Source organism: Glaciimonas sp. GNP009 (assembly GCF_054343755.1).
Genome location: NZ_JBTGUV010000004.1, coordinates 40,275 through 62,893, shown reverse-complemented (window position 1 = coordinate 62,893; position 22,619 = coordinate 40,275). Strand labels below are relative to the sequence as shown.

Here is a 22,619-nt window from a genome sequence, read left to right as displayed (position 1 = left end):
GTATTTGCGACCGGATACGCATCATTACGTGCTCCCTCTGAGAACCAGATGATGGTCAAGCAGAACGCCCGATACAGGAACCGTTGGCGCGGTCAAGCGGTGCAATAAAAGCAGCGCGGCGGTTTCACCCAGTGCGCGCATTGGCTGCGCAATCGTCGTCAGACCAGGATCAATCTGCGCAGCAATCGCAATGTCATCGAAGCCGATCACCGCGACGTCTTCCGGCACGCGTTTGCCAAGTTGACGCAAGGCGCTCAAGACGCCGATGGCCAACGTGTCGGAGACGGCAAAAATGGCTGTCGGCGCATCCGACTGTGCCATCATTTCTAACGTGGCGACGGTTCCAGCGGCGTAATCCAGGCTTTGAACGGTTTTGCGCCATTCCGGGCGTGGTGTCAAACCGGCAGCGTGCATGGTGTCGATATACCCGGCTTCGCGTTGCCGCGCATAAAGATAACGGGCGTCAGAATTGATCAAGCCGATGCGCTGATGACCACGCTGAAGCAAATGGCGAATCGCATCGCTGGCAGCGCGATGATTATCGATGCTGACATAAGGGACGGCAACTGTAGGATCAAACTCGCAACAGGCGACCCATGGCAGGCGCACTGACTCATTGGCTAATGCGTGCTGAATGGTGTCGGGGTCAAGGCAGATTGCGCCGTCAGCACGATGTGTGCGCAGCAGATCAAAATACGAACGTTCTTGCTCTTCCTCTGCGCCGGTGTCGCATAGCAGGACAAAATAACCATGCTGACGTGCGACTTGATTGATGCCGCGCACAATCTCAGCGTAAAAAGGATTGCCTACGTCAGGCACCATGGTTAACAGCAAGCGACTCTCGGCAGTGCGCAAGTTGCGCGCCAGATGATTCATCCGATATCCCAACGCCTCAACCGCAACCATGACTTTATCGCGGGTTTGGGGACGTACGCCGGTTTGCCCATTCATGACACGCGAGACAGTCGCTACTGATACGCCTGCGTGGGAGGCGACAGACGAGATTGATGCAGACGAGATTGAACCCGGGTGATCGGAGGTGGGTAAAGGCGAATCTTCAGTACGCATTGCGGTTCAGTTAAAAATGTAATCGATTACATTTTTAACTGAATGGCGGTCCTTTTGCAAGGATTCTCGATGTTGCAATGCGGTAGGAATGGTGTCTGGATTGCTTCTACATTATGAACGAATAGTGATGAACTGATTCTGGTTGAGCGGCGTTGAGCACCTATTTTGCTTAGTATTGATTGTGCGTTTCGACATTTTTATTTTCGTTTCTTCACCAGCACGATAATAATGTCGTCTGGTAAAAATAACGCTACGAGTTATCTGCGCTTTAAATTGACACACCGTTTTAACTTTAGCTAAATGTGAATGTTAAAGCAGCTTTACTGTTTGATCGTTTGCAGTAGTTCAGTTGGTGGCATTTCATCGCGTATGTGCATGAAACTCGCAAATCGCGGTACGCCACCTGGATGTAATCCCCGATAGCGATACGTCACCCAGCTACTAATCGGCGGAGGTCGGCGACGCTCGGCGTCCGTGAACCCCGTCCCAATCCGAAAGCGTAATCCTGTTGGTGTTTCGACTATCAGCGCACCCATCACGCCGAGATGTTTTCCTTTTCCGGGAAGATAGCCCACGACTCTGGCTTCAGTATCATCATGCGTTTTCATTTTGAGCAGATCGTCACTGCGTATGCCGCGATAGGTTGCATTGCCTCGATGTAGCATCAAGCCTTCGCCGCCTTGGTTGACATTTTTTTGGAGCATGCTTTGTAACGCTTGTTGATCCGCGACCTTGATTTGCGCTACCGCTTCAACCCATGGCTTTGCTATCTTGGTGACGAGATTTTGCAGCACGGGAATACGTTCATCGAACGTTCCTGAATGCGCCGGTAAATCAAATACCATAAAACGAATTTGGCGCCACGCAATATCATTGGGTGTCTGTTGTCGTATGGTCGAAACGGCTGTCGTGAATAGTCCGCGACCGGCCCATAACTCACCATCTAGCGGAACCTTCGGCCAGCCAGAAGTGAACCACGCAGGCGCATGAATCGGATTGCCACCGCGGGTCCATAACGCCACTCCATCCCAATAGCCCCTTACGCCATCCAATTTTTCACTGACCCAATACTCTGCCAGTTTTACGCCAGGATGATAAATATTTGCCTGCATGAGCGACGGTGGAGGACGCTCGTTTGTTCGGCCGGTTTGTGGCGTGATACCAAGAAGCAAGAAAATACTACAAAGCAGGACCATGACGATTTTTCTGCGGAGTTGTCTGGTTTTGATAAGGTGAAATGGTCGGGGCTTTTTGTCTATAGACATGCGGTGTTCTTTCTTACGTTGATGAAGTTCGGCTGTTTTAGTTTGACTCGCGCCGTATCAGTAATAAATACCTGATTGCTTTCGACGACTAACAATTAATTACTCGTTAATGCGTTAAGTGGAATTTCGCGGATGAATGATGGGCGTGAACTATTCAAAGATATGTCGCTGTCGCAAATAGCCACTTCCTTCACGACGTGTATTTGTCTGAGTAACAATAAAGGGTGAGCGCAATTCAGCGACGTCGGCATCAGTTTGCAGCGGATAAAACCTCGCCAGCGTAGCTTGCTCATCTTTCGAAAAAACAGTCTGCTGTCTGGAGCTTTGCGTGGCTTGAATTTTGTCCGCACGGTAGTAAGCGTAAGGACGACGTGTTTGTGGGTCAATTTCTCCATTCCGATAGTTGGACATGTTATCCGCCGCTTCCAATGTGTCGACACGGCTTTGCAATATGGCATCCAGTTGCGGATTGTCCTTGATCCCCTTTTGATAGTTTTGCCATACACGACTTCTATACGGCGTCGATGGCGCTTTCCCTGAATCGTGATGCGTGATTGCCATCTTGAGCAAGGCTTCTGATTTTTCTTCAAGGGTGGTGTAACCGGCCAAATAGAAATTCGCCAGTGAATCATGGACGTATTCTTCCAGCAGGACTAAAAAGGGCGCTTTCTGCGGCACTGCTGCTTTGGTCATTTCTCCCAAGGCCCATAATTCATTTGATTCCGGGGGCACCCCGCTACGCGCCAGACGCAGTTGCCAGGCGTTTGCCACGCCATGATTTTCGGCAGCAAATCGGAGAGAGGGGCGACCATGCACATCGCGACCAAAACTATCTCGACCATTCCTTTCATCGGCCGCTAATTGGGCGCGCTTTGTCAGCAGTTTGACATCGCCTTTTAGTAAGGCGTTATAGCTCTGCATATTGTGTTGTTCTTGCTGGTTGGCGCGGTTGTAACCGACAGAGTTAGTCAACCCCTCCAATCGCAATCGTCGAAAACAGTAATACAACCGCATATGCTGACGGACGATGCTGTGAAACGTGGGAACGATCTTACGCTCTGGATCGCCCTCAAATTCTGTTTTTCCGGCCGCCATGTAATCGTTCCAAGCGATGGCAAGTTTGGGGTTGATGGCATAGTCTTCCTTGAGATCAGACTCCATCACGCAATAGTTAACTAAAGGCACACCCGCTTTACTCGCAGCCAGATACATATGCGCCAACGGGACCTGCGAAAGCAGCATATCCAGTTCTCCTTTGCCATTTTTGATTCCACGTCCGTGGTCGCCCGGCGCGTAACCGCCGCCGACATCGGCATGCACACCAGGATAGATCACTTCGGTGACGTTTTTTCCTTGCACGCGGGTGAGCGGAAAATTGCGACGCTGCTCATGCCCGCCGCTAAAATGCACGGTTTGTTCCACGCATGCTGGCAGTGGGGACAGCGTTTCATTCGCCCACGCCCAATGTCCATCGGCCCAAAACGCCGGTGTGGTTTCTGCCGCCGATTGCGACATACCGGTACTCGCCACGCAATCAAATAGTCCAAGAAATTCGATACTGGCAGGCATTCCCGCAAAGGTGCCATCTTTCGCCAGCAAATCATTAAACCAGTAACAAAACGCCCGAGCCTGCATCGCGCCACGAGAAAATCCGAAAACCGAAAGGCTAATTTTGGGGATTTTTGGTAAGGGACGATCCTTGCGCGCGAGACGCAATGCAATATCCAGTTCGTCGCTTAGCCCTTTAAACCAACTACGCCGGTCGGGGCGTGGTTCGTGGGCGTCGCTTAATGGATCACCGGTGTCAATTTCGCGGGTGTATTGTTTGAGTTTGGCTGCGATGTCCTTATCATTGAACTTTTTTTTATTTTGGTCGAATGTTCGATATACGGCGTTATAAACTTCCAGCAACGCATACAAAATCCGCGCTTGTCCGCCTTTGCCGAACGCTTTTCCTTCCATCGTTTCGCGCCATTCGTTGTTTTCCGGAAAGGGCGTACCCAACCCCGGAACATAAATTCGATAATGTCCTGGTGCTTGCATCCAGCCTTGCCCGTCCGCACTTTTATGGGCATTAAACAACTTGACGATGTTGGTATGACTTTGTAGCGGCTCGTCTCGGTATCGGTTGTTATCGGTTCCATCAAAAAACACGCCAATATTGATATATTGCTGGCACCACGGAATATTTTTGGTTGGTCGTCCTTTTTTTAGAATGAGGCTACAGAGGTCGGCGGTGGTTGGCGTCATTTCCTTTTCAGTGTTATCGGAAATGATTAATGGTGCAGATTGGACAATTGCGTGCATTTATTCCTCCTCGGGTGGTGCGATGGTGATGTTCATCGGAATAGGATGATGTGGTCCAGGAAAAGCGAACGCTGACACCACTCGCACTTCATCGTTGTCAAAAAAGTGGACAAAAAGTGTTCCTACTCTGTCGTATCGTGGAATGGTGGTGGTTTTTTCTATCCAGTTAGCTTCACCTTTGATTGGCCGATTCCAGCGAACTTTAACTTTCATTCCGGGCTGCCATTGATCAGGTAGCGTGAAACCCAGTGCTGCAATGGAATTTCCCATTTCATACGGAAAGCAATTGAAGGAGTACTTCATGTCCCTTGCCATCGTGCGAGGCTCCTGGACTGCATATGAATCGATGTATGCATCAGTATGATTGGCACACGACATTGGTGCGGCTGTTGATGGAATCGGAACGAATACGGGACGTTTGAATTTTTCTGCTTGCGTGGTCGTGTGTGGCGTGGTGGCACAAGCAGTGAGGCCGACTGCGGCCGTGATTAACAGCGACCATTTAATGCAAGCGATGTTCGTTAGTGCAGATTGGACAAATGTGTGCATTTATTCTTCCTCGGGTGGTGCGATGGTGACGCTTCTGAGAATCGGGTATTTCGGACTTCCTGGATAGTAATGAGCAGAAGAAACCAAGCGTACTTCATCATTTTCAAAAAAATGGACGTCAAGGGAACCAACTTCGTCATACTTTCTAATCGTGGTCGTTTTTTCTATCCAGTCGCGTGCATTAGGTTTCCAGCGAACTTTAACTTTCATTCCCGGCTGCCATTGATCCGGTAGTAAGAAGCCAGCCGCAACGATTGAGGTACCCATTTCATTCGGAAAGCAATTGAAGGAGTAGACCATGTCTCTTGCCATTGTGAGCGGCTCCTGAACTGCATATGAGTGTATGTAGCCACTCGTATGATTTGCACAGGACATTGAAACCGGCGTTGAGGGAATCGGCACGAATATGGGCCGTTTGGGCTTTGCTGCTTGCGAGGTCGTGTGCGACGTCGTGCCGCAAGCAGTGAGACCGAGGGTGGTAGTGAGTAATATCGCCCATTTAATGGAGGCGAATGTCCATGGCGCAGATTGGATCATTGCGTGCATTTACTCTACCTCGGGCGGGGCTGTTGTGACATTGCTGAGAATGGGATGAAGGGTACTTCTTGGAAAATAGAACGCTGACACGACACGCACTTCATCGTTTTCAAAAAAATGGACAAAAAGTGTTCCGACTCTGTTGTACCGTGGAATGGTGGTGATTTTTTCTATCCAGTTAGCTTCGCCTTTGATTGGCCGATTCCAGCGAACTTTAACTTTCATTCCCGGCTGCCATTGATCAGGTAGCGTGAAACCAAGTGCTGCGATAGAGGTGCCCATTTCATGAGGCCAGCAATTAAAGGAGTACATCATGTCCCTTGCCATCGTGCGAGGTTCCTGAACTGCATAGGAATCGATATATGTATCAGTATGATTTGCACAGGACATTGACACAGCTGTCGATGGAATCGGTACGAATACGGGCCGTTTGGGCTTTGCTGCTTGCGAGGTCGTGTGCGACGTCGTGCCGCAAGCAGTGAGACCGACTGCGGCCGTGATTAACAGCGACCATTTAATGCAAGCGATGTTCGTTAGTGCAGATTGGACAAATGTGTGCATTTATTCTACCTCGGGCGGGGCTGTTGTGACATTGCTGAGAATGGGATGAAGGGTACTTCTTGGAAAATAGAACGCTGACACCACGCGCACTTCATCGTTGTCAAAAAAGTGGACAAAAAGTGTTCCAACTCTGTCGTATCGTGGAATCGTGGTGGTTTTCTCGATCCAGTCGCGCGCATTAGGTTTCCAGCGAACTTTAACTTTCATTCCTGGCTGCCATTGATCAGGTAGCAAGAAACCAGCCGCAACGATTGAGTTACCCATTTCATTCGGAAAGCAATTGAAGGAGTACTTCATGTCTCTTGCCATCGTGCGGGGCTCCTGGACTGCATACGAGTGAATGTACCCATTCGTGTGATTTGCGCATGACATTGGAGCCGGGGTTGAGGGAATCGGCACGAATACGGGCCGTTTGGGCTTTGCTGCTTGCGAGGTCGTGTGCGACGTCGTGCCGCAAGCAGTGAGACCGAGCGTGGTAGTGAGTAATATCGCCCATTTAATGGAGGCGAATGTCCATGGCGCAGATTGAATGATTGGATGCATTTATTCTTCCTCGGGTGGTGCGATGGTGACATTGCGGAGAATGGGGTGGTGTGTGCTTCTTGGAAATGGGAATGATGACAACACTCGAACTTCATCGTTGTCGAAGAAATGGACGAACAATGTCTCTGGTGTGTCGTACCGCTTAATTGTGGTAATTTTTTCTATCCAGTCGCGTGCATTTGGCTTCCAGCGAACTTTAACTTTCATTCCCGGCTGCCATTGATCCGGCAGCAAGAAACCAGCCGCGACGATCGAGTTACCCATTTCATATGGAAAGCACTTGAAGGAGTACTTCATGTCTCTTGCCATCGTGCGCGGCTCCTGGACTGCATACGAGTGTATGTAACCACTCGTATGATTTGCACAGGACATTGTCACAGCTGTCGATGGAATAGTAACGAATACCGCACGTTTGAGTTTTGCTGCTTGCAAGGTCGTGTGAGACGTCGTGCCGCAAGCAGTGAGAACAAGGGCGGAGGTGATTAATACCGACCACTTAATGAAAGCGACGTTCGTTAGATGAGATTGGATAATTGCGCGCATTTACTCTTCTTCAGGGACAATGTTAAGGTTGATTGGAATAGTCAATCGGGTTTATCCGAGCGTGCGCAGAGAAGCGCGCTTTACCGCAGCTTCGACACCAAGCTTTTGCGCTTCATCCAACATATCCAGAGCGCAAAAATAATCAGGAAGCTGCAGAGATTGTGCAACCAGCACATGTCGCTCGTGATCAACGGTGATATCGCGTTTGTCCATTGCCAGCAATAGCGTGCGGATGCGTGGAAAGAGCATGGAGGGGGGTTGGTCCGGCGGCAGTGCGAACGGTTGCTTAGCAAGTTCGCGCAAAATGTAATCTGCTTCGCCACTATCGATTAACCACGCGTATTGCTTGTCGGTGATATCGATGGCATTAGATTCGCCCACCGCAGAAGGTAGGTACGATGCTGCATCAAAGCATGTTCCGTCGATGGTCGTCAGCGTGCCTTTGCGGTTGATTAAGTGCCATTTGGCAAAGCCGGAACAGAATGCTGTGCGTTGTGCGGTATCGAAGCTGTACAGAATATCTTCACTGCAAATTGTGTCCGAAAACGGGAGCGAAAAACACATCCCGTCAGATGTTGTGCGGATCTGTAAGAATGGCGCGAAGTGGCGTTTTAGCGCATGGATGGTGAGTGGGCTTTGTAGAATACTGAGCATCGGCTTACCTGCACAGCTTTTAAGTACACCGGGTAAATTCATTGCGGTCATGGCGATGAGGAAGGGGGCACATTCTTCCAGTTCGCTCAATACCGTCTTGTCGTATAGAGACATAACTTCACTGTTTTCGCTTCGACTTTTTTTCCACATTTCCATACCGAAGTCGTCATCAAAGGTACCGTCGATCAACACGAAGGTTGATAGCTGAGCGTGTTTGGTGCTGACTTCGGTTAAGGTCGCTTCGATCTTGCTGAGCAATTCTGGATGGTATGGGTCAAGGCCGTAATAGATCATATTTTTCTTTTCAATTTAATTAGATTGGAGGAGAGCCTGCACGTGTAGCCGCGGTGCGCGCCGATTGTTGACATTCTTTGCACGCTGCTTGAGGAAATTGGTGTGATACGATCGGCACGCTGTTGGGGCCAACCGTCGAATGGCTGGCGGCATGCACTTTCCACATTCCTTTTGTACCGCTTTCAATTCCGTTGGCATTCCATTTGGCATAACTGCCGCCGCCATTGATCATGACTTCTTCGGTGGCGTTGATGACGATACGGTTGGCGGTGAGCGTAATGTTGAGTTTGGCAAGTAGATTGATGCTGTCTTTTAGCGCGGTAAGACTAATGTCGCCACTGGCAGCGACAAGTTTCATCCCTGCTTGATAGCTAAATAGTCGGATACCGTTTTTGACACTGGCGATGAGCCGTTGTCCGACCGACAAACTTATATCCAGTCCGCTGGTGAGCGCTACATGCTCCCCGCTGGCAATGTGGGTCGATTGCGGCGTCGTGGTAGCGATCCCCGCTGGACTGGCGAGTATCAGATGCGGTGCAGTTAATTCGGGAAAGCTGCCGTCTTTGGCCTCGCCGCCGGTCCCTTGAATCGCATCGTTCTGATCGGTGAGTGAAGTGGTGACCGCTTTGTGCTCATCGGCTTCAAGCGCACCATGTTGCTGCGCCAGTTCACCAAAGCTTTGCTGTTGACCGTGCGCATCGATCAGGCGCTGTGCCGTCTCGCCCAGATCGGTGATGTGGTGACTGGCATGAGTACGGCTTTCGGTGCTGATCAGCAGACCGTTTTTAGCACGGATTGCGCCATGCCCGTCGGTGCGCAGTTCAAATCCTTGACCGCGGGATTCCTTGCGACCGGCGTGGTCTTCGATGCGTGTAATGTGGCCTAAACTTAATTGGCTATGCTGATGATCGCTTTTGAGCTGGCTCTGGATTTTGCCTGCCGTGTCATCCATGACCAGATGGTTGCTGCGTCCGCTGGCCGCATTGCCACCGTCGGGCGTCAGTTCGCGTGAGCGAAAGCCCGATAACGCGCTTTGACTCGGCAATGCCCACGGTGGCGTATTGAGTTGGTTGTACACCCGTCCGGTACATAGCGGCAAGTCGGGATCGCCACTCAGAAAGTCGACGATGACTTCTTGCCCGATGCGGGGAATATGCATGCCGCCGAGTTGATTGCCAGCCCACGGTGCGACGACGCGGACCCAGCAACTGCTCTGATGATTGTGTTGGCCGAGGCGGTCCCATGGAAACTGGATCTTGATGCGCCCGAGGGTATCGGTCCAGATGTTTTGTCCCTGCGGACCGACCACTGTGGCGGTGGCGGGACCGTGGGTGAACGGTTTGGGTGTAGACCGTTGCGGTCGCACGTTCTGGCTCGTCGGTTGGACGGTAAAGTCGACGTGGACGCGATAACGTTGCCGGTGTGCATTGTCGGACGCCTGCGTTTCTTGCGCGGCTTCGTCGATCCTCAGTGTGGTCGATAGGATCACATACTCGGCATTGGCGGCGGTCTGCGGATGACGCGCCAGCGTAAAGATGCAACCGGGCACCATGCCGCGCAAATGACCTTGGCCTTGCGCTCGTTGGCCGACGCTGTGTAGGGCTTGCATGCGCAAACGGGCGATGAAATCGCCTTCGGCAAACGGATCATTCTGGCTTTCCGGGTTGGTGCTTGCTGAACCGGAACCCGCCTTCGGCTGGCTATAATGCGCGTCGGCATGCCATTCGTAGACCGCTTGCTCACTGTGCGCAGTGGGGCGGGGATCGTAGCGGTTGGCGGTGAGATTGGCCTTGGGCCTTGTGTAGTCATAATCCCGCGTGGTGTACTGGCCGGAGGTAAGTTGATGTACGGGTGAAAAGGCATGAATACACTCTTCATCGATATGTTTGCCTTCCGTATGAAACTGCACCACGTGATAAGCGCTGCTGGGCGAATTCTTATGCGCACCGATGCTGTCGATTAAGACCAGTCGATGGACGCCATTATCATGCTCGAAGAAATAGTTGATTCCCCATTCTTCGCACAATCGACTAAAGAACGTAAAGTCGCTTTCGTTGTATTGGGTCTGATAGTCGCGTTTGGGATAAGTCTCAATGAGACGCTTGTCGACTGGAAAGGCGTAGTCGGCAAACAGCAGATCGATGATCTCGATCACGCTTTGATCCTGAAATATCTTGCAGTCGGTGGTCAGTGTCGCCAGATGCAACCATGGGCGCAAGGTGACTTCGTACAGCGCATGGCGTCCTTCCTGACGCAGCACACGGGCAGCGGTAATCAAGCCGGAGATTTCACGCGTCCCAGCACCGATGTTGCCAAGCAGATTGTCAGCAAATGCGCTGTCGAAAAATCCACCGCTGCCATCCAATGCAATCATGATGGTTAACTCGCGACCAATGAAATCGTCAAGATTGACATTGCCGATATCTTCACTCAGATGGATCAAGGATTCGGGTGTCATCAGCACGACGGTGTAATCGAATAATGCGTTCATGCCTTCCGTGCCAGAGAGACTAATCGGCACCAGCGCAGGTTGATTCAGGCGTGTTGGAATAGCGCTGCTAGATGCGCTGAGAGTGCGACTGCTGGACATGGGGGAAGACCTTCCGCTACGAACGTGAGGACGATTTAATGCAATCTTTATCGCATTTTGCAATCGTGGAGGTGAAAAACTCTGTGGCAATATTAAACGGGAATGATCATCAATAGTGCTAAGAACTTTCTGAAAATGTATGCCATTTTCAAATTTAAGAATAGTCCATAGTTATCTTAAGTACGAGCAAATTCTTTTACTTGGAATGCTGGTTCGTTTTTATTTTTCTACAATATGCGACAGTAACGACCTTGAAAATTCATACAGGCTAAAGCAGTGCTATACCAAAAACCTTTGGATAAATACTTTGTATAAAAAAATGTCTGCGTAATTCAATAAGAGCGTTAATATGGAGAAATTATATTTCCTGAGGGGAATTAAAAGATCGCTGGCAAGTTACTAATTTGCTGCTGCTGCTGCTGCTGCTGCTGCTGCTGCTGCTGCTGCTGCGAAATTTCTTCGTACAAATGGGAGGGTCGTTCGATAAAGTAAGCCATCTGAAGTAAAACAGACAAGATGAGCTGTGTGATTACACGTCATTGAATGACGCTTAAAAAAAATCCTAACAGAGCAATCTATTTGCAGCATGCGTGTTGGTGTTACCTTTTTTATTAAAGATTCCACATCATGGACGAAGTACTCATTCTGGTTGATCAATATGATCACGCCATTGGCGTTGGTAATAAATTACAAGTACATCAAGATGGTGTATTGCATCGTGCATTCTCAATTTTTATCTTTGATAGTGATGGTCGCTTGTTGTTGCAGCAGCGCGCTAAGGATAAATATCACTCTGGTGGTTTATGGACAAATACCTGCTGTGGTCACCCACGACATGGAGAGAACAACGATGATGCGGCACATCGTCGGCTCATGGAGTAAATGGGATTCGATTGCCCCTTGCAAGAAGTCGCCGCCATTACTTATAGGGCATCGGTTTCCAATCATCTTATTGAGCACGAATTCGATCACATTTACGTTGGTAGATTTAACAGCGAACCTGTGCCAAATCCTGATGAAGCCTCGAATTGGTTTTGGATAGCCACGCCTGCTTTGCTGGAATGGATTGCAGTTCAACCCCAGGTCTTTACTGTTTGGTTTATAAAAATTCTGAATGAAGCTGGCGACGGCTGCCTGGAAGTCTGGAAGTCCTATGTGCAAAAATAAGCATATTATTTTGCCCGGTAGATTGTCAGCATGCAGAGAATTGCAATCCTAATATTGTCTTCATTTAATATATAAATAGATGCGAGTGTCTTCGCATAAAACGTCGCTAGTACGTTTGTGCTCACCAGACTGTCTCGCAAATACGACCAAGGTTTGCGCTGGTTGTTTGCAATGGCGGTACACGAACTATCGTTGACTCTATTAGCTAAAAACTCCCTGGCTGACTGAATCGCATCACGCAGTAGTTCACCAAAATCGTTTGATATTAACAAGAAAATATCTAAAAACCAGCATATGAAATCCGGATCAACAATAATCTGCTCGTCTAAAGATGAGTGCAATCAGTCTCAAATTGCCTCAGCACTCAAACGAGCCTGTTCTTACTTTATCCAAAGTCAAAATAAAACGGGGGACTGGGAAGGTGAGATGTGGTGGTGTCCGTTACCCACCGCGCAGGTAGTGTTGACGCATAAAATAATTGGGCATCCGATTGCTGATGAAAAGAAGTCTTCCATATTGCATTATTTTGCGAAAACCCAACGACCTGATGGTGGATGGGGATTCCATGATGAGTCTCATTCCTACCGCTATGTGACTACCCTAGTGTATGTCGCTGCCCGTTTATTAGGTATGTCTGCAGATGACCCTATGTTACGCAGTGCACATAGGTGGCTGGACTCTCAACCGGGTGGAGTAGATAGTGTTCCGACTCATGGCAAATTCTGGTTGGCAATCTTGGGGCTATATGACTGGCATTTTGTAAATATAGGCGGACCAGAAGTTTTTCTTACACCGCGTTGGTTTTTTTTATCACCCACTCGCTTTTATTGCCATACCCGCTCAGTTTACCGAGGCATGGTTTACCTAAAGGGCGTGCGGTTCCAATATGATTTAGGCTTTGTAGCACAGACAATACGCAATGAATTATATGGTTCCGACTCTAAAGCTGCAGATAGTAGTCAGCGCCACGCAAGTCGTCACACAATTGCATTGACCGATGTATTTCACATGCCTGCTCGTGTATTGCGTATTTTGTATGACATCCAACGTTGGAGCGAAGGTGTTCTGCCCTATATATTTGGCACAAAACGAGTGCGCCAGCGTGCCTTGGCGCATTGTCTGGGGCGTATCCTTGCTGAGCAGCGTACAAGCAATTTTCAAGGTCTTTCTAGTCTAAGCAGTAGTCTCAATATATTGGCACTGTGGCACGAAAATCCTAATCATAGTGCTGTATATCGCAGTGTAGAGATGTTGGATAGTTGGTGCTGGACTAGCGCAGCCGAAGGGACTCGTTATGCCGGCGCTCGCTCGCTGACATGGGATACGGCATTCACACTGCAAGCACTGACAGCTTCACATCAAGTAACAGAGCAAGTCATACTAGCTGTGCGTGCTGCCTATCATCGTCTCCACAATATGCAAATTACAAATGAATTACCAATTGAAGAGCGTGACGAACGAGACTCAAATTCGGGAGGTTGGTGCTTTAACGATTCAACACATCAATGGGCAATCTCTGACTGCACTGCTGAAGTAATCAGTGCTTTACTAAGTTGCCATCATCTACCAGAGGTAATCTCACTAGAAAATCGTATTTCCGTCGCTCACTTACAAGCCGCGATTGTTTTTTTGTTGACCCGGCAAAATGCAGACGGTGGCTTTGGTTCTTATGAACGTAGTCGCGGTATGCATTGGATGAATAACGCTAATCCAACCGAAATATATGGCAATTGTATGGCTGAACTGTCCTACATTGAATGTACAGCTTCTGTTTTGCGCGCCTTGTATATTGCCGTTCAGGATTATCCAGAGCTGGGATCTGAAACTGTACGTCATGCCATCAACAGATCAATAAAGTTTTTATGTGCACAGCAACGATCTGATGGCACATGGTTAGCCGCTTGGGGTGTCAACCTGATCTATTCGACTTGGTTTGCGGTAGAAGCACTATGCGCTGCACAGCTTTCTCCTTTTAATTCAACGTTGCAAAAAGCAGCTGCGTGGTTGAAAACCATACAGCACGCCGATGGTGGTTGGGGAGAGCATTTTTCTGGATGTCATACCGGCTCTTATGTAGATCATCCTGCGAGTACTGTCGTCAGTACTAGCTGGGCGAGCCTCGCCCTGTTGGCGATTGAAGGACCCCAATCAGTAGCTGGCAATCGCGGCATCATGTGGCTGGTTCAGCGTCAACAGGCAGATGGCACCTGGTCGGGCGATGCGGTGAATGGTGTTTTTTTTCGTACAGCGCTTTTGAATTATCGACTGTATAGCTGTTATTTTCCTACGTTAGCTCTGGCAAAAGCAAATCCTCATTAGGAGAGTTACTTTGATAGTTCAATCTGCCCCGTGGGTATCCGGCAAAATACCTGTTCTGGGACATCTGCTAGCGTTCCGTGGCAACCCAACGCCATTTATTCAACGTGGCCTAGAGGAGCATGGTAAATTATTTCGCTTTAAATTCCTGAGAAAAACGGTGTATGTTTTGCTGGGATCGCAGAATCATGCGGCGTATTTTCATGCGACGGATGCACAATTGGGCGTACAAGAATTTCATCGTATCCTCACTCCGGTGGTGGGAAAAGGCATTGTCTACGATACTGAACCAGCGCGGATGGATCAACAAATGCGCCTGTTACATGCTGCCATACATGAACAAGCAGCCTCAGGTTATATAGATACCATCGTTAAGGTAGTGGAAGAATTCACCTCTCGCTGTGGCAAAGAGGGAACATTGAATATCTCCATCATTATGGAGACATTACTCGTTAAAATCATGAGTCGTTTTATTCTGGGACAAGACTGTTCTTCATCGGATTCACTGCATATTTCACAGTTGTATCGTGAAATGAAAAATACTATTAGTTTAGTATCGGTTGTATGGACTAATGCCCCTTTACTGTCTCATTGGCGACGTGATCATGCGCGGCGTGAGGTGGAAAATCATTTTTTGCAGATTATTAGACAAAGACGCTTGCAAAAGATAAAAAATCAAGATCTTTTAGGATCCCTTATGTCTTCGCGCTATCCCGACGGATCTGCTTTGTCCGATGATGAAGTAATTGGATTAGCCATCATGACATTTTTTGCAGCGCAAACTAACACACCGATATTGGCCACTTGGACCGGTTTATTATTGGCGCATTATCCCGATTGGTCAGCCAAAATTCGCGAGGAAACTGAGCATCCATTGAAACAGTATCCGATATTACCAACAGCTATTCAGTCTCAATATCAGATGAGAAACTTCATCAAAGAAGTCGAACGCTTATACCCCACGGTCAATCTGATACCGCGCCAGGTATTGTATGATTTCGAAGTAGGTAATATGGTCGTGCCAGCTGGCAGTTTCGTTGCAGTTTGTCCGCCAGTGAGCCATCGATTGGCTGAGGTATTTTCTAATCCACTTAACTTTGATCCAGATCGTTTCTCTCCCGGACGTGAAGAAGATAAACGACAAGCCTTTTCATTGATTGGATTTGGGGGCGGCAGACATTTCTGCTTGGGTCAAACAATGGCGCAACAATTTATAAAACTGGTTTGGGGTCTTTTGTTGCAAAAATTTGCATTTACAGTTGATGATGCAGACTTACAAATTAATCTAAAGAAACCGCTAACTGAACCATTACGACCCTTAATGCGATATCGCCGTTATCGGTGACTATTTGACGCAGTATTACGTATGAATCATTCTGTTCTTTTTTTATCTGGAGCTATACCTGGAATAGGAGATTAACTGAATTTCGTTACCATCCCTCAATAGTGGGGACGAAAAATGTTAAGGTAATAAGCGGGAATGGTCGTCAATAGTCCTAAGAACTTTCTGAAAAACGACCACCGATTTTAAAGTTAAGAATAATCCGCAGTCTTCATATGGATTAATAAGCTCTCTCACTAGGAATACCCAAAGCATGAAATTTCTCACGCAAAAATAAGAGTAATGTGCGTAGCACGGGTGAAGCGCTGCTGCGATCCGGATAGACCATGTTGAGCGGGGTTTCTTCTCCGACGTATTGATCCAGCAATGTTACTAATCTTCCTTCCGCTAAATCCAGTCTCACATCCAGCCATGATTTGTAAGCAATCCCCAATCCGGCAATTGCCCATTCCCGCGCAATCGCGGCATCGTCCGTCATGCGGTCACCGCGCACCTTGATAACGATTGCATGTTTTCCAGAGTGAAAGCGCCAGTTGTTAAACAAACCGCGCTCGAGATAAAACAGTAGGCAGTTATGTTCGGCCAACTCTTTTGGCGTGGTCGGTGTGCCATGTTGCGCTAAATAAGCGGGTGATGCGACCGCTACGCGCCGACTCGCGGCCAGCGGTTGTGAAATCAATGTGGAGTCATCTAGTTTGCCATACCGAAAGGCAACATCAATCGGTGCACTGAAGAGATCGATAATGCGGTCGGAGAATTGCAAGGCCAGAGTTACTTTTGGATAGGATTGCTGAAAATCATTCAGCCAGGGAAGTAAGACGTTTCTACCTACGTCTGCGGGCATGGATAAGCGCAAATGCCCTTTGATTTCGCCGTCGCTACGTAAATGGGCTTCACCTTGATTGAGAAGCGTCAAAGCTTGACGCCCATATTCTAAAAATAAGGTGCCTTCCGGCGTTAAGCGCAGGCTTCGCGTGGAGCGAACAAATAATCGTGTGTTTAGGTGAAGTTCCAGGCGTTTTAGACTCGCGCTCGCGGTTGCTGGCACCAGATCAAGTTGGCGCGCAGCTTTGGATAAGTTGCCTAAATCTGCGGTGAGAACAAAAAGCTGGATGTCTGTGATTGAGTACATTGGCAAATTATTTTTGAAAGTGAATCAAATAATAGACTCTTTATAAAATAATTCAAACAGGGATAATAGTTTTCATTCGCTGAGCAGCGCCTCAATCAAAATTGATTGGTATTTGTCACTACTTTTACACCTATCAGGAGCACACATGAAAGCCATTGCATTAACGCGCTATTTGCCAATCGATCATCCAGAGTCCTTAATGGATGTGACGCTGAGTAAGCCGACGCCGCAAGGTCGTGATTTGCTTGTTGAAATAAAAGCAATCGCCGTTAATCCGGTCGACACGAAAGTGCGCGCACCAAAAGCCAAAGTTGAAGAAGCGCTGCGCGTCTTGGGATGGGATGCCGCTGGAATAGTGCAGGCGGTCGGTCCTGACGTTAGCCTTTTTAAGGTCGGTGATAAAGTTTTTTATGCCGGTGACATCACGCGGCCTGGTACCAACAGCGAATTTCAATTGATCGACGAACGCATCGCCGGCCATATGCCGAAATCGCACGATTTTGAGCAATCTGCAGCCTTGCCGCTCACCGCCATTACTGCTTGGGAAGCGTTATTTGAGCGTTTGCAAGTCACAACGCCACCACACGCCATCCCGCGCAAATCCATTCTGATCATCGGTGGCGCTGGTGGAGTCGGTTCAATTGCGATTCAATTAGCGGCAAAAGTTGCTGGATTGACGGTGATTGCTACTGCCTCGCGTCCGGAGTCGGAGAAATGGGTTCGTGAGCTGGGCGCGCAGCACGTCATTAACCATTTTGGTGATTTACAGGCGCAACTGAAGGAGAAGGGCTTTCTAACGGTGGATCATGTCTTGATTTTGAATGACACTGATCAACATTTTCCAGCGGCGGCGGCAGTGATCGCGCCTCAAGGGATGATTTGCAGCATTGTAGAAAATGCCGCGCCTTTGGATCTTAGCTTGCTCAAGTCAAAAAGTGCCGGTTTTGTCTGGGAATTCATGTTTACGCGTTCAATGTATCAGACCCCCGATATGCAAGAGCAGGGCAATTTGTTGAATGAAATTGCACGTTTGATTGATAGCAAAATCCTGGTAACGACAGTAGGGCAAGTCCTTTCGCCAATCAATGCGGCTAATTTACGGCTAGCGCATGCAACGTTGGAAGCGGGCCATGTGATTGGTAAAATCGTATTGAAGGATTTTTAACTTTTATTTTTGCCAACTTCCTGCGTGGAAAATAGTGGCAAATAATGATGGTAAAAAATCTATACTCATTCGATTCTTAGGATTCGGGCGGGCGCAAAATCCGCCAAGGTAGTATTGCTGCAACCATGGACGTTACCGCGCTTTTATGGCTAACAAAGCGCTATGGCGGTGAGAGAGATTACGTACCAATCTACCTTTAGCATGGATGTGACAACCAGTTGCGGAATCCCTCATTCATCCAAGGATTCCGCATTGTGGAAAAATTAGCACCGAAACAAGGATTTTACGGGAACGAATAGAGCGCCTTCCGAGGCATGGTTGTATAATGGCGGCTTCTGATTTAACCCGCGGCTTATAGCTGCACAACCCCTCCATATCGCCATGTTGATTTTGCCGGGTTCTAATGCCCTTCCTGCTTTTCGCTCCCAACGTCTTTTATCTCAATTACAGCTGATTGACGCCAATATAATCGGCGTTACCGGTCGTTATGATCATTTTGTCGATGCTTTAACAGTAGTGGGGCAAGATGATCTCGGTCGTTTGCAAGCGCTCCTGACTTACGGTGATCTTTTCGAGGGAACCAGCGGCGGCGAAGAATTTATCGTTATCCCACGGTTTGGAACGATTTCGCCATGGGCAAGTAAGGCGACCGATATTGCGCGCAATTGCGGGATGTCGAACATTAAGCGTATTGAACGCGGTATTTCGTATCAGGTGCACCTTAAATCTGGCCTGCTCGGCGGGGTTAAAAAACTCAGCGAAGCTAGTATTTTAGCGATTGCGGATGTATTGCATGACCGGATGACGGAAACGGTGTTACGCAGTCCCGAAGCGGCCAGCGACTTGTTCCGTGAACTAGAAGCTACTCCACTGGCTTCTATTGATATTTTGGCTGGCGGTAAAGCGGCGCTTGAGACAGCCAATAGCACACTCGGCCTTGCCTTATCCGACGACGAAATCGATTACCTTATGGCAGCGTTCACCCGTGCTGAACGCAATCCGACTGATGTCGAATTAATGATGTTTGCGCAGGCTAATAGTGAGCATTGCCGACATAAGATTTTCAATGCGGACTGGACGATCGATGGCCAGACGCAGGACAAGTCATTGTTTGCGATGATCAAAAATACCCATGAATTGCATCCGCAAGGCACAGTCGTCGCCTATAGCGACAACTCGTCGATCATTGAAGGCGCGACCGTGTCACGCTTTTATCCACGCGGCGCGGCCAACGGCAACGTCTATGAGGCGACAGATGAGTTGACGCACATCCTGATGAAAGTCGAAACGCATAATCATCCGACTGCGATTTCACCTTTTCCCGGTGCATCCACCGGTGCGGGTGGTGAAATTCGTGACGAAGGTGCAACTGGTCGCGGTGCCAAGCCCAAGGCCGGTTTGACGGGTTTTACCGTATCCAATTTGATGCTCCCGGACGCTAATCAGGCATGGGAAAACGCGGGCGATGTGACGGTTTCTGCTGATTCTGTGAGTGCCTCCGGCACCGCGATCTACGGCAAACCGGATCGTATCGCCTCGCCATTGCAAATTATGATTGACGGTCCTTTGGGCGGCGCGGCTTTCAATAATGAATTCGGTCGTCCTATATTAGGCGGTTACTTCCGTACCTACGAACAAAACGTTGCTGGCAACGTGCACGGGTATCACAAGCCGATCATGATCGCTGGTGGTATCGGCAGCATCTCAGATAAACACACGTTTAAAAATGAACTGCCGGTCGGTAGCTTGCTGATTCAACTGGGCGGTCCCGGCATGCGTATCGGCATGGGCGGCAGCGCGGCATCATCGATGGCGACCGGTACCAATACGGCAGATCTCGATTTTGACTCCGTGCAACGTGGCAATCCCGAGATGGAACGGCGCGCGCAAGAAGTGATCAACGCTTGCTGGTCGATGGGCGATACCAATCCAATTCTGTCAATTCATGACGTCGGCGCTGGTGGTTTGTCGAATGCATTCCCTGAGATTACCAACGATGCCAAGCGCGGTGCGATCTTTGATTTGCGTAAAGTGCCACTGGAAGAAAGCGGCATGGCACCGAAGGAAATCTGGAGCAACGAATCGCAAGAGCGTTACGTGATGGCGATTGCACCAGAAAGCTTGCCGCTATTTGAATACTTTTGCCAGCGTGAACGCTGTTTGTTTGCGGTAGTCGGCACCGCCACAGAAGAACGTCAATTGAAGGTCATTGATCCGCAGCACAATAACAATCCGGTCGATATGCCGATGGATGTGTTGCTCGGCAAACCACCTAAAATGCACCGGGATGTCCAGCGTCTGGCTCACAATTTGCCAGCCGCGGATCTGACCGGCATGGATTTGCTGGAAGTGTCGCAGCGCATATTAAAATTGCCGACGGTAGCGGATAAGTCGTTTTTGATCACGATTGGCGATCGTACTGTGGGCGCGACTTCAGTGCGCGATCAGATGGTTGGCCCATGGCAAATTCCGGTAGCGGATTGCGCCGTGACCAGCATGAGTTTTGAGGGTTATTTGGGCGAAGCGATGTCGATGGGTGAACGTACCCCGTTGGCGGTGATCAATGCTGCTGCGTCGGGCCGTATGGCGGTCGGCGAGGCGTTGACCAACATTGCTGCTGCGCCAATTGCTCATATTTCAGATATCAAATTGTCGGCCAACTGGATGGCCGCGTGTGGTCAGCCCGGTCAAGATGCCGCATTATTTGATACAGTCAAAGCAGTGGGTATGGAATTGTGTCCGGCGCTTGGCATCAGTATTCCGGTTGGCAAGGATTCTTTGTCCATGCGCACGACCTGGAGGGATAACGCCGAGGATAAGGCAGTGACGTCGCCGGTGTCATTGATCGTCTCTGCATTTGCGCCGGTCACCGATGTGCGTCGCGTCCTCACGCCGCAGTTGCGAACCGATGCAGGCAATACTGTTCTTATCTTCATTGACCTTGGACGTGGTAAAAACCGTATGGGCGCATCGGCGCTGACGCAGGTAATGCAGCAGATCGGTAATGAAACGCCAGATGTCGACAGCGCAGAAGATCTGAAAGCTTTCTTCAGCGCTATCCAGCAACTCAATAGCGAAGATAAATTGCTGGCCTATCATGATCGTTCGGATGGCGGCTTATTTACCACGTTGTGCGAAATGGCATTTGCCGGTCATGCCGGTTTTTCAGTCAATCTCGATATTTTGGCTATGGAAAGTGAACACGCTGCTGATTGGGGCGATTCGAAAAACTGGGCTGGTCAAGTGTCTGAACGTCGCAATGAAATGACATTACGCGCTTTGTTCAGCGAAGAACTAGGTGCTGTGATTCAAGTCCGCGCCGAGCAAAAGTCGGATGTCATGAACGTGTTGCGTACTTATAATCTTGGCGCATGCAGTCACATTATCGGCAAACCCGATGCCCGCGATGTGATCGAATTTACCCGTGATGCAAAAGTTATTTACAGCCAGACGCGGATTGCATTACAACGCTTGTGGAGTGAAACCAGCTGGCGTATCGCCCGTCTGCGCGATAATCCAGCCAGTGCCGATGCCGAATATGATCGTATTCTGGACGTGAACGATCCCGGTATCACACCAAAAATCACTTTTGATTTACAGCAAGATGTAGCAGCACCGTTTATCAATGTCGGCGCTAAACCACGTGTGGCAATTTTGCGTGAGCAGGGTGTCAACTCACACATCGAAACCGCCTATGTGATGCACAAGTCGGGCTTCACTGCGGTCGATGTGCACATGAGCGACCTGATTGCCGGACGCGCCAAACTCGACGATTTCAAAGCCTTTATCGCCGTCGGTGGCTTCTCTTACGGCGACGTGCTCGGTGCTGGTGAGGGTTGGGCCAAGACCATTTTGTTCAATAATGCGCTGGCTGATCAGTTCTCTACGTTCTTTAACCGCACCGATACGTTTGCACTGGGTATTTGCAACGGTTGCCAGATGATTGCTAATTTAAAAGGCATCATTCCCGGCGCGCAAGCGTGGCCAAAATTCACGCGCAATAAGTCGGAAAAATTCGAAGGCCGGTTTTCGATGGTACAAATCGAAGAATCGCCATCGATTTTCCTGCAAGGCATGGCCGGTACGCAAACTGCGATTGCGGTTGCGCATGGTGAAGGCTTTGCAGATTTCTCGCAAACTGGCGATATTAATCAGGCGTTGGTGGGTATGCGCTTCGTTGATAATAAAGGGCAAGTGAGTGAAGCTTATCCATACAATCCTAACGGTTCGCCGCAGGGCATTACCGCGGTCACCACTGCAGATGGTCGCTTTAATGCCATCATGCCGCACGCTGAACGTGTGTTCCGTAGCGTGCAGCAATCGTGGCATCCTGATAGTTGGGGTGAGGATTCTCCATGGATGCGCATGTTCCGCAATGCGCGGACCTGGGTCGGATAAAAAAAATGGATCTTTGATCGTTTTAAAGATGATCTAAAGTTCATATTAAAATAAGAATACAGTAGGGCGGAAGGCAGATTGCTTATCCGCCCTATTTGGTCCAGAAGTCTGTCGAATTTGGCTCGTCGCCCCACGGTTAGCGGGCTGCAAAATGATTGATCGACAGCCTCTTGGCGTTAAGAATAAAT

The 22,619-nt window shown here is 49.1% G+C and carries 17 protein-coding genes; 6 read left to right on the top strand and 11 right to left on the bottom strand.

What is annotated here, in order from left to right:
* Window positions 1–24: 24 nt before the first annotated feature.
* The 10 genes from ACXX82_RS01395 to ACXX82_RS01350 form a co-directional block, all read right to left on the bottom strand.
* Window positions 25–1,068, bottom strand: coding sequence for a LacI family DNA-binding transcriptional regulator (locus ACXX82_RS01395; RefSeq protein WP_458562236.1), 1,044 nt, complete (start codon window positions 1,066–1,068; stop codon window positions 25–27).
* A 320-nt stretch (window positions 1,069–1,388) separates the two neighbouring features.
* A complete protein-coding gene (locus ACXX82_RS01390) occupies window positions 1,389–2,333 on the bottom strand; it encodes a DNA ligase (RefSeq protein WP_458562235.1) in 945 nt (314 codons plus the stop codon).
* A 150-nt stretch (window positions 2,334–2,483) separates the two neighbouring features.
* Window positions 2,484–4,640: a T6SS phospholipase effector Tle1-like catalytic domain-containing protein gene (locus tag ACXX82_RS01385; RefSeq protein ID WP_458562234.1), complete on the bottom strand. Its 2,157-nt coding sequence runs from the start codon at window positions 4,638–4,640 to the stop codon at window positions 2,484–2,486.
* Complete coding sequence (locus ACXX82_RS01380) at window positions 4,641–5,189, bottom strand: DUF3304 domain-containing protein (RefSeq protein WP_458562233.1); 549 nt, start codon at window positions 5,187–5,189, stop codon at window positions 4,641–4,643.
* Window positions 5,190–5,735 carry a DUF3304 domain-containing protein gene (locus ACXX82_RS01375; protein ID WP_458562232.1) on the bottom strand — a complete coding sequence of 182 codons (546 nt, stop codon included), beginning with the start codon at window positions 5,733–5,735 and terminating at the stop codon, window positions 5,190–5,192. It lies immediately after the preceding gene.
* A complete protein-coding gene (locus ACXX82_RS01370; RefSeq protein WP_458562231.1) occupies window positions 5,736–6,287 on the bottom strand; it encodes a DUF3304 domain-containing protein in 552 nt (183 codons plus the stop codon).
* Window positions 6,288–6,830, bottom strand: a complete 543-nt coding sequence (locus ACXX82_RS01365; RefSeq protein ID WP_458562230.1) for a DUF3304 domain-containing protein — start codon at window positions 6,828–6,830, stop codon at window positions 6,288–6,290. It lies immediately after the preceding gene.
* Window positions 6,831–7,373, bottom strand: coding sequence for a DUF3304 domain-containing protein (locus tag ACXX82_RS01360; RefSeq protein ID WP_458562229.1), 543 nt, complete (start codon window positions 7,371–7,373; stop codon window positions 6,831–6,833).
* 51 nt (window positions 7,374–7,424) lie between these two features.
* Window positions 7,425–8,321, bottom strand: a complete 897-nt coding sequence (locus ACXX82_RS01355; RefSeq protein ID WP_458562228.1) for a DUF4123 domain-containing protein — start codon at window positions 8,319–8,321, stop codon at window positions 7,425–7,427.
* Window positions 8,322–8,340: 19 nt separating this feature from the next.
* Window positions 8,341–10,911, bottom strand: coding sequence for a type VI secretion system Vgr family protein (locus ACXX82_RS01350; protein ID WP_458562227.1), 2,571 nt, complete (start codon window positions 10,909–10,911; stop codon window positions 8,341–8,343).
* Window positions 10,912–11,538: 627 nt separating this feature from the next.
* Between ACXX82_RS01350 and ACXX82_RS01345 the strand changes: the two genes are divergently transcribed.
* The 4 genes from ACXX82_RS01345 (at window position 11,539) to ACXX82_RS01330 (ending at window position 15,739) form a co-directional block, all read left to right on the top strand.
* A complete protein-coding gene (locus tag ACXX82_RS01345) occupies window positions 11,539–11,793 on the top strand; it encodes an isopentenyl-diphosphate Delta-isomerase (protein ID WP_458562226.1) in 255 nt (84 codons plus the stop codon).
* Window positions 11,794–12,078: an NUDIX hydrolase gene (locus ACXX82_RS01340; RefSeq protein ID WP_458562225.1), complete on the top strand. Its 285-nt coding sequence runs from the start codon at window positions 11,794–11,796 to the stop codon at window positions 12,076–12,078. It abuts the gene before it with no gap.
* 294 nt (window positions 12,079–12,372) lie between these two features.
* On the top strand, window positions 12,373–14,397 hold the full coding sequence (locus ACXX82_RS01335) for a squalene/oxidosqualene cyclase (protein WP_458562224.1): 2,025 nt from the start codon (window positions 12,373–12,375) through the stop codon (window positions 14,395–14,397).
* Window positions 14,398–14,407: 10 nt separating this feature from the next.
* The gene (locus ACXX82_RS01330) at window positions 14,408–15,739 is read left to right on the top strand and encodes a cytochrome P450 (protein WP_458562223.1); all 1,332 of its coding nucleotides are present in this window, start codon (window positions 14,408–14,410) and stop codon (window positions 15,737–15,739) included.
* A 217-nt stretch (window positions 15,740–15,956) separates the two neighbouring features.
* Here the strand turns inward: ACXX82_RS01330 and ACXX82_RS01325 are convergent, their stop codons facing one another.
* Window positions 15,957–16,868 (bottom strand): LysR family transcriptional regulator, encoded by a 912-nt coding sequence (locus tag ACXX82_RS01325; RefSeq protein WP_322239297.1) that lies wholly within the window; start codon window positions 16,866–16,868, stop codon window positions 15,957–15,959.
* Window positions 16,869–17,013: 145 nt separating this feature from the next.
* Here ACXX82_RS01325 and ACXX82_RS01320 point away from each other — a divergent pair, with 145 nt between their 5' ends.
* Both ACXX82_RS01320 and purL read left to right on the top strand, forming a co-directional pair.
* On the top strand, window positions 17,014–18,033 hold the full coding sequence (locus tag ACXX82_RS01320; RefSeq protein ID WP_458562222.1) for a zinc-binding alcohol dehydrogenase family protein: 1,020 nt from the start codon (window positions 17,014–17,016) through the stop codon (window positions 18,031–18,033).
* 381 nt (window positions 18,034–18,414) lie between these two features.
* Window positions 18,415–22,431: a phosphoribosylformylglycinamidine synthase gene (purL, locus tag ACXX82_RS01315; protein ID WP_458562221.1), complete on the top strand. Its 4,017-nt coding sequence runs from the start codon at window positions 18,415–18,417 to the stop codon at window positions 22,429–22,431.
* Window positions 22,432–22,619 lie beyond the last annotated feature (188 nt).

What these genes read in the sequence shown, in the direction of transcription:
- ACXX82_RS01395 (WP_458562236.1), bottom strand. Translation starts at nt 1,068, where the DNA reads ATGCGTACTGAAGATTCGCCTTTACCCACCTCCGATCACCCGGGTTCA.
- ACXX82_RS01390 (WP_458562235.1), bottom strand. Translation starts at nt 2,333, where the DNA reads ATGTCTATAGACAAAAAGCCCCGACCATTTCACCTTATCAAAACCAGA.
- ACXX82_RS01385 (WP_458562234.1), bottom strand. Translation starts at nt 4,640, where the DNA reads ATGCACGCAATTGTCCAATCTGCACCATTAATCATTTCCGATAACACT.
- ACXX82_RS01380 (WP_458562233.1), bottom strand. Translation starts at nt 5,189, where the DNA reads ATGCACACATTTGTCCAATCTGCACTAACGAACATCGCTTGCATTAAA.
- ACXX82_RS01375 (WP_458562232.1), bottom strand. Translation starts at nt 5,735, where the DNA reads ATGCACGCAATGATCCAATCTGCGCCATGGACATTCGCCTCCATTAAA.
- ACXX82_RS01370 (WP_458562231.1), bottom strand. Translation starts at nt 6,287, where the DNA reads ATGCACACATTTGTCCAATCTGCACTAACGAACATCGCTTGCATTAAA.
- ACXX82_RS01365 (WP_458562230.1), bottom strand. Translation starts at nt 6,830, where the DNA reads ATGCATCCAATCATTCAATCTGCGCCATGGACATTCGCCTCCATTAAA.
- ACXX82_RS01360 (WP_458562229.1), bottom strand. Translation starts at nt 7,373, where the DNA reads ATGCGCGCAATTATCCAATCTCATCTAACGAACGTCGCTTTCATTAAG.
- ACXX82_RS01355 (WP_458562228.1), bottom strand. Translation starts at nt 8,321, where the DNA reads ATGATCTATTACGGCCTTGACCCATACCATCCAGAATTGCTCAGCAAG.
- ACXX82_RS01350 (WP_458562227.1), bottom strand. Translation starts at nt 10,911, where the DNA reads ATGTCCAGCAGTCGCACTCTCAGCGCATCTAGCAGCGCTATTCCAACA.
- ACXX82_RS01345 (WP_458562226.1), top strand. Translation starts at nt 11,539, where the DNA reads ATGGACGAAGTACTCATTCTGGTTGATCAATATGATCACGCCATTGGC.
- ACXX82_RS01340 (WP_458562225.1), top strand. Translation starts at nt 11,794, where the DNA reads ATGGGATTCGATTGCCCCTTGCAAGAAGTCGCCGCCATTACTTATAGG.
- ACXX82_RS01335 (WP_458562224.1), top strand. Translation starts at nt 12,373, where the DNA reads ATGAAATCCGGATCAACAATAATCTGCTCGTCTAAAGATGAGTGCAAT.
- ACXX82_RS01325 (WP_322239297.1), bottom strand. Translation starts at nt 16,868, where the DNA reads ATGTACTCAATCACAGACATCCAGCTTTTTGTTCTCACCGCAGATTTA.
- ACXX82_RS01320 (WP_458562222.1), top strand. Translation starts at nt 17,014, where the DNA reads ATGAAAGCCATTGCATTAACGCGCTATTTGCCAATCGATCATCCAGAG.
- purL (WP_458562221.1), top strand. Translation starts at nt 18,415, where the DNA reads ATGTTGATTTTGCCGGGTTCTAATGCCCTTCCTGCTTTTCGCTCCCAA.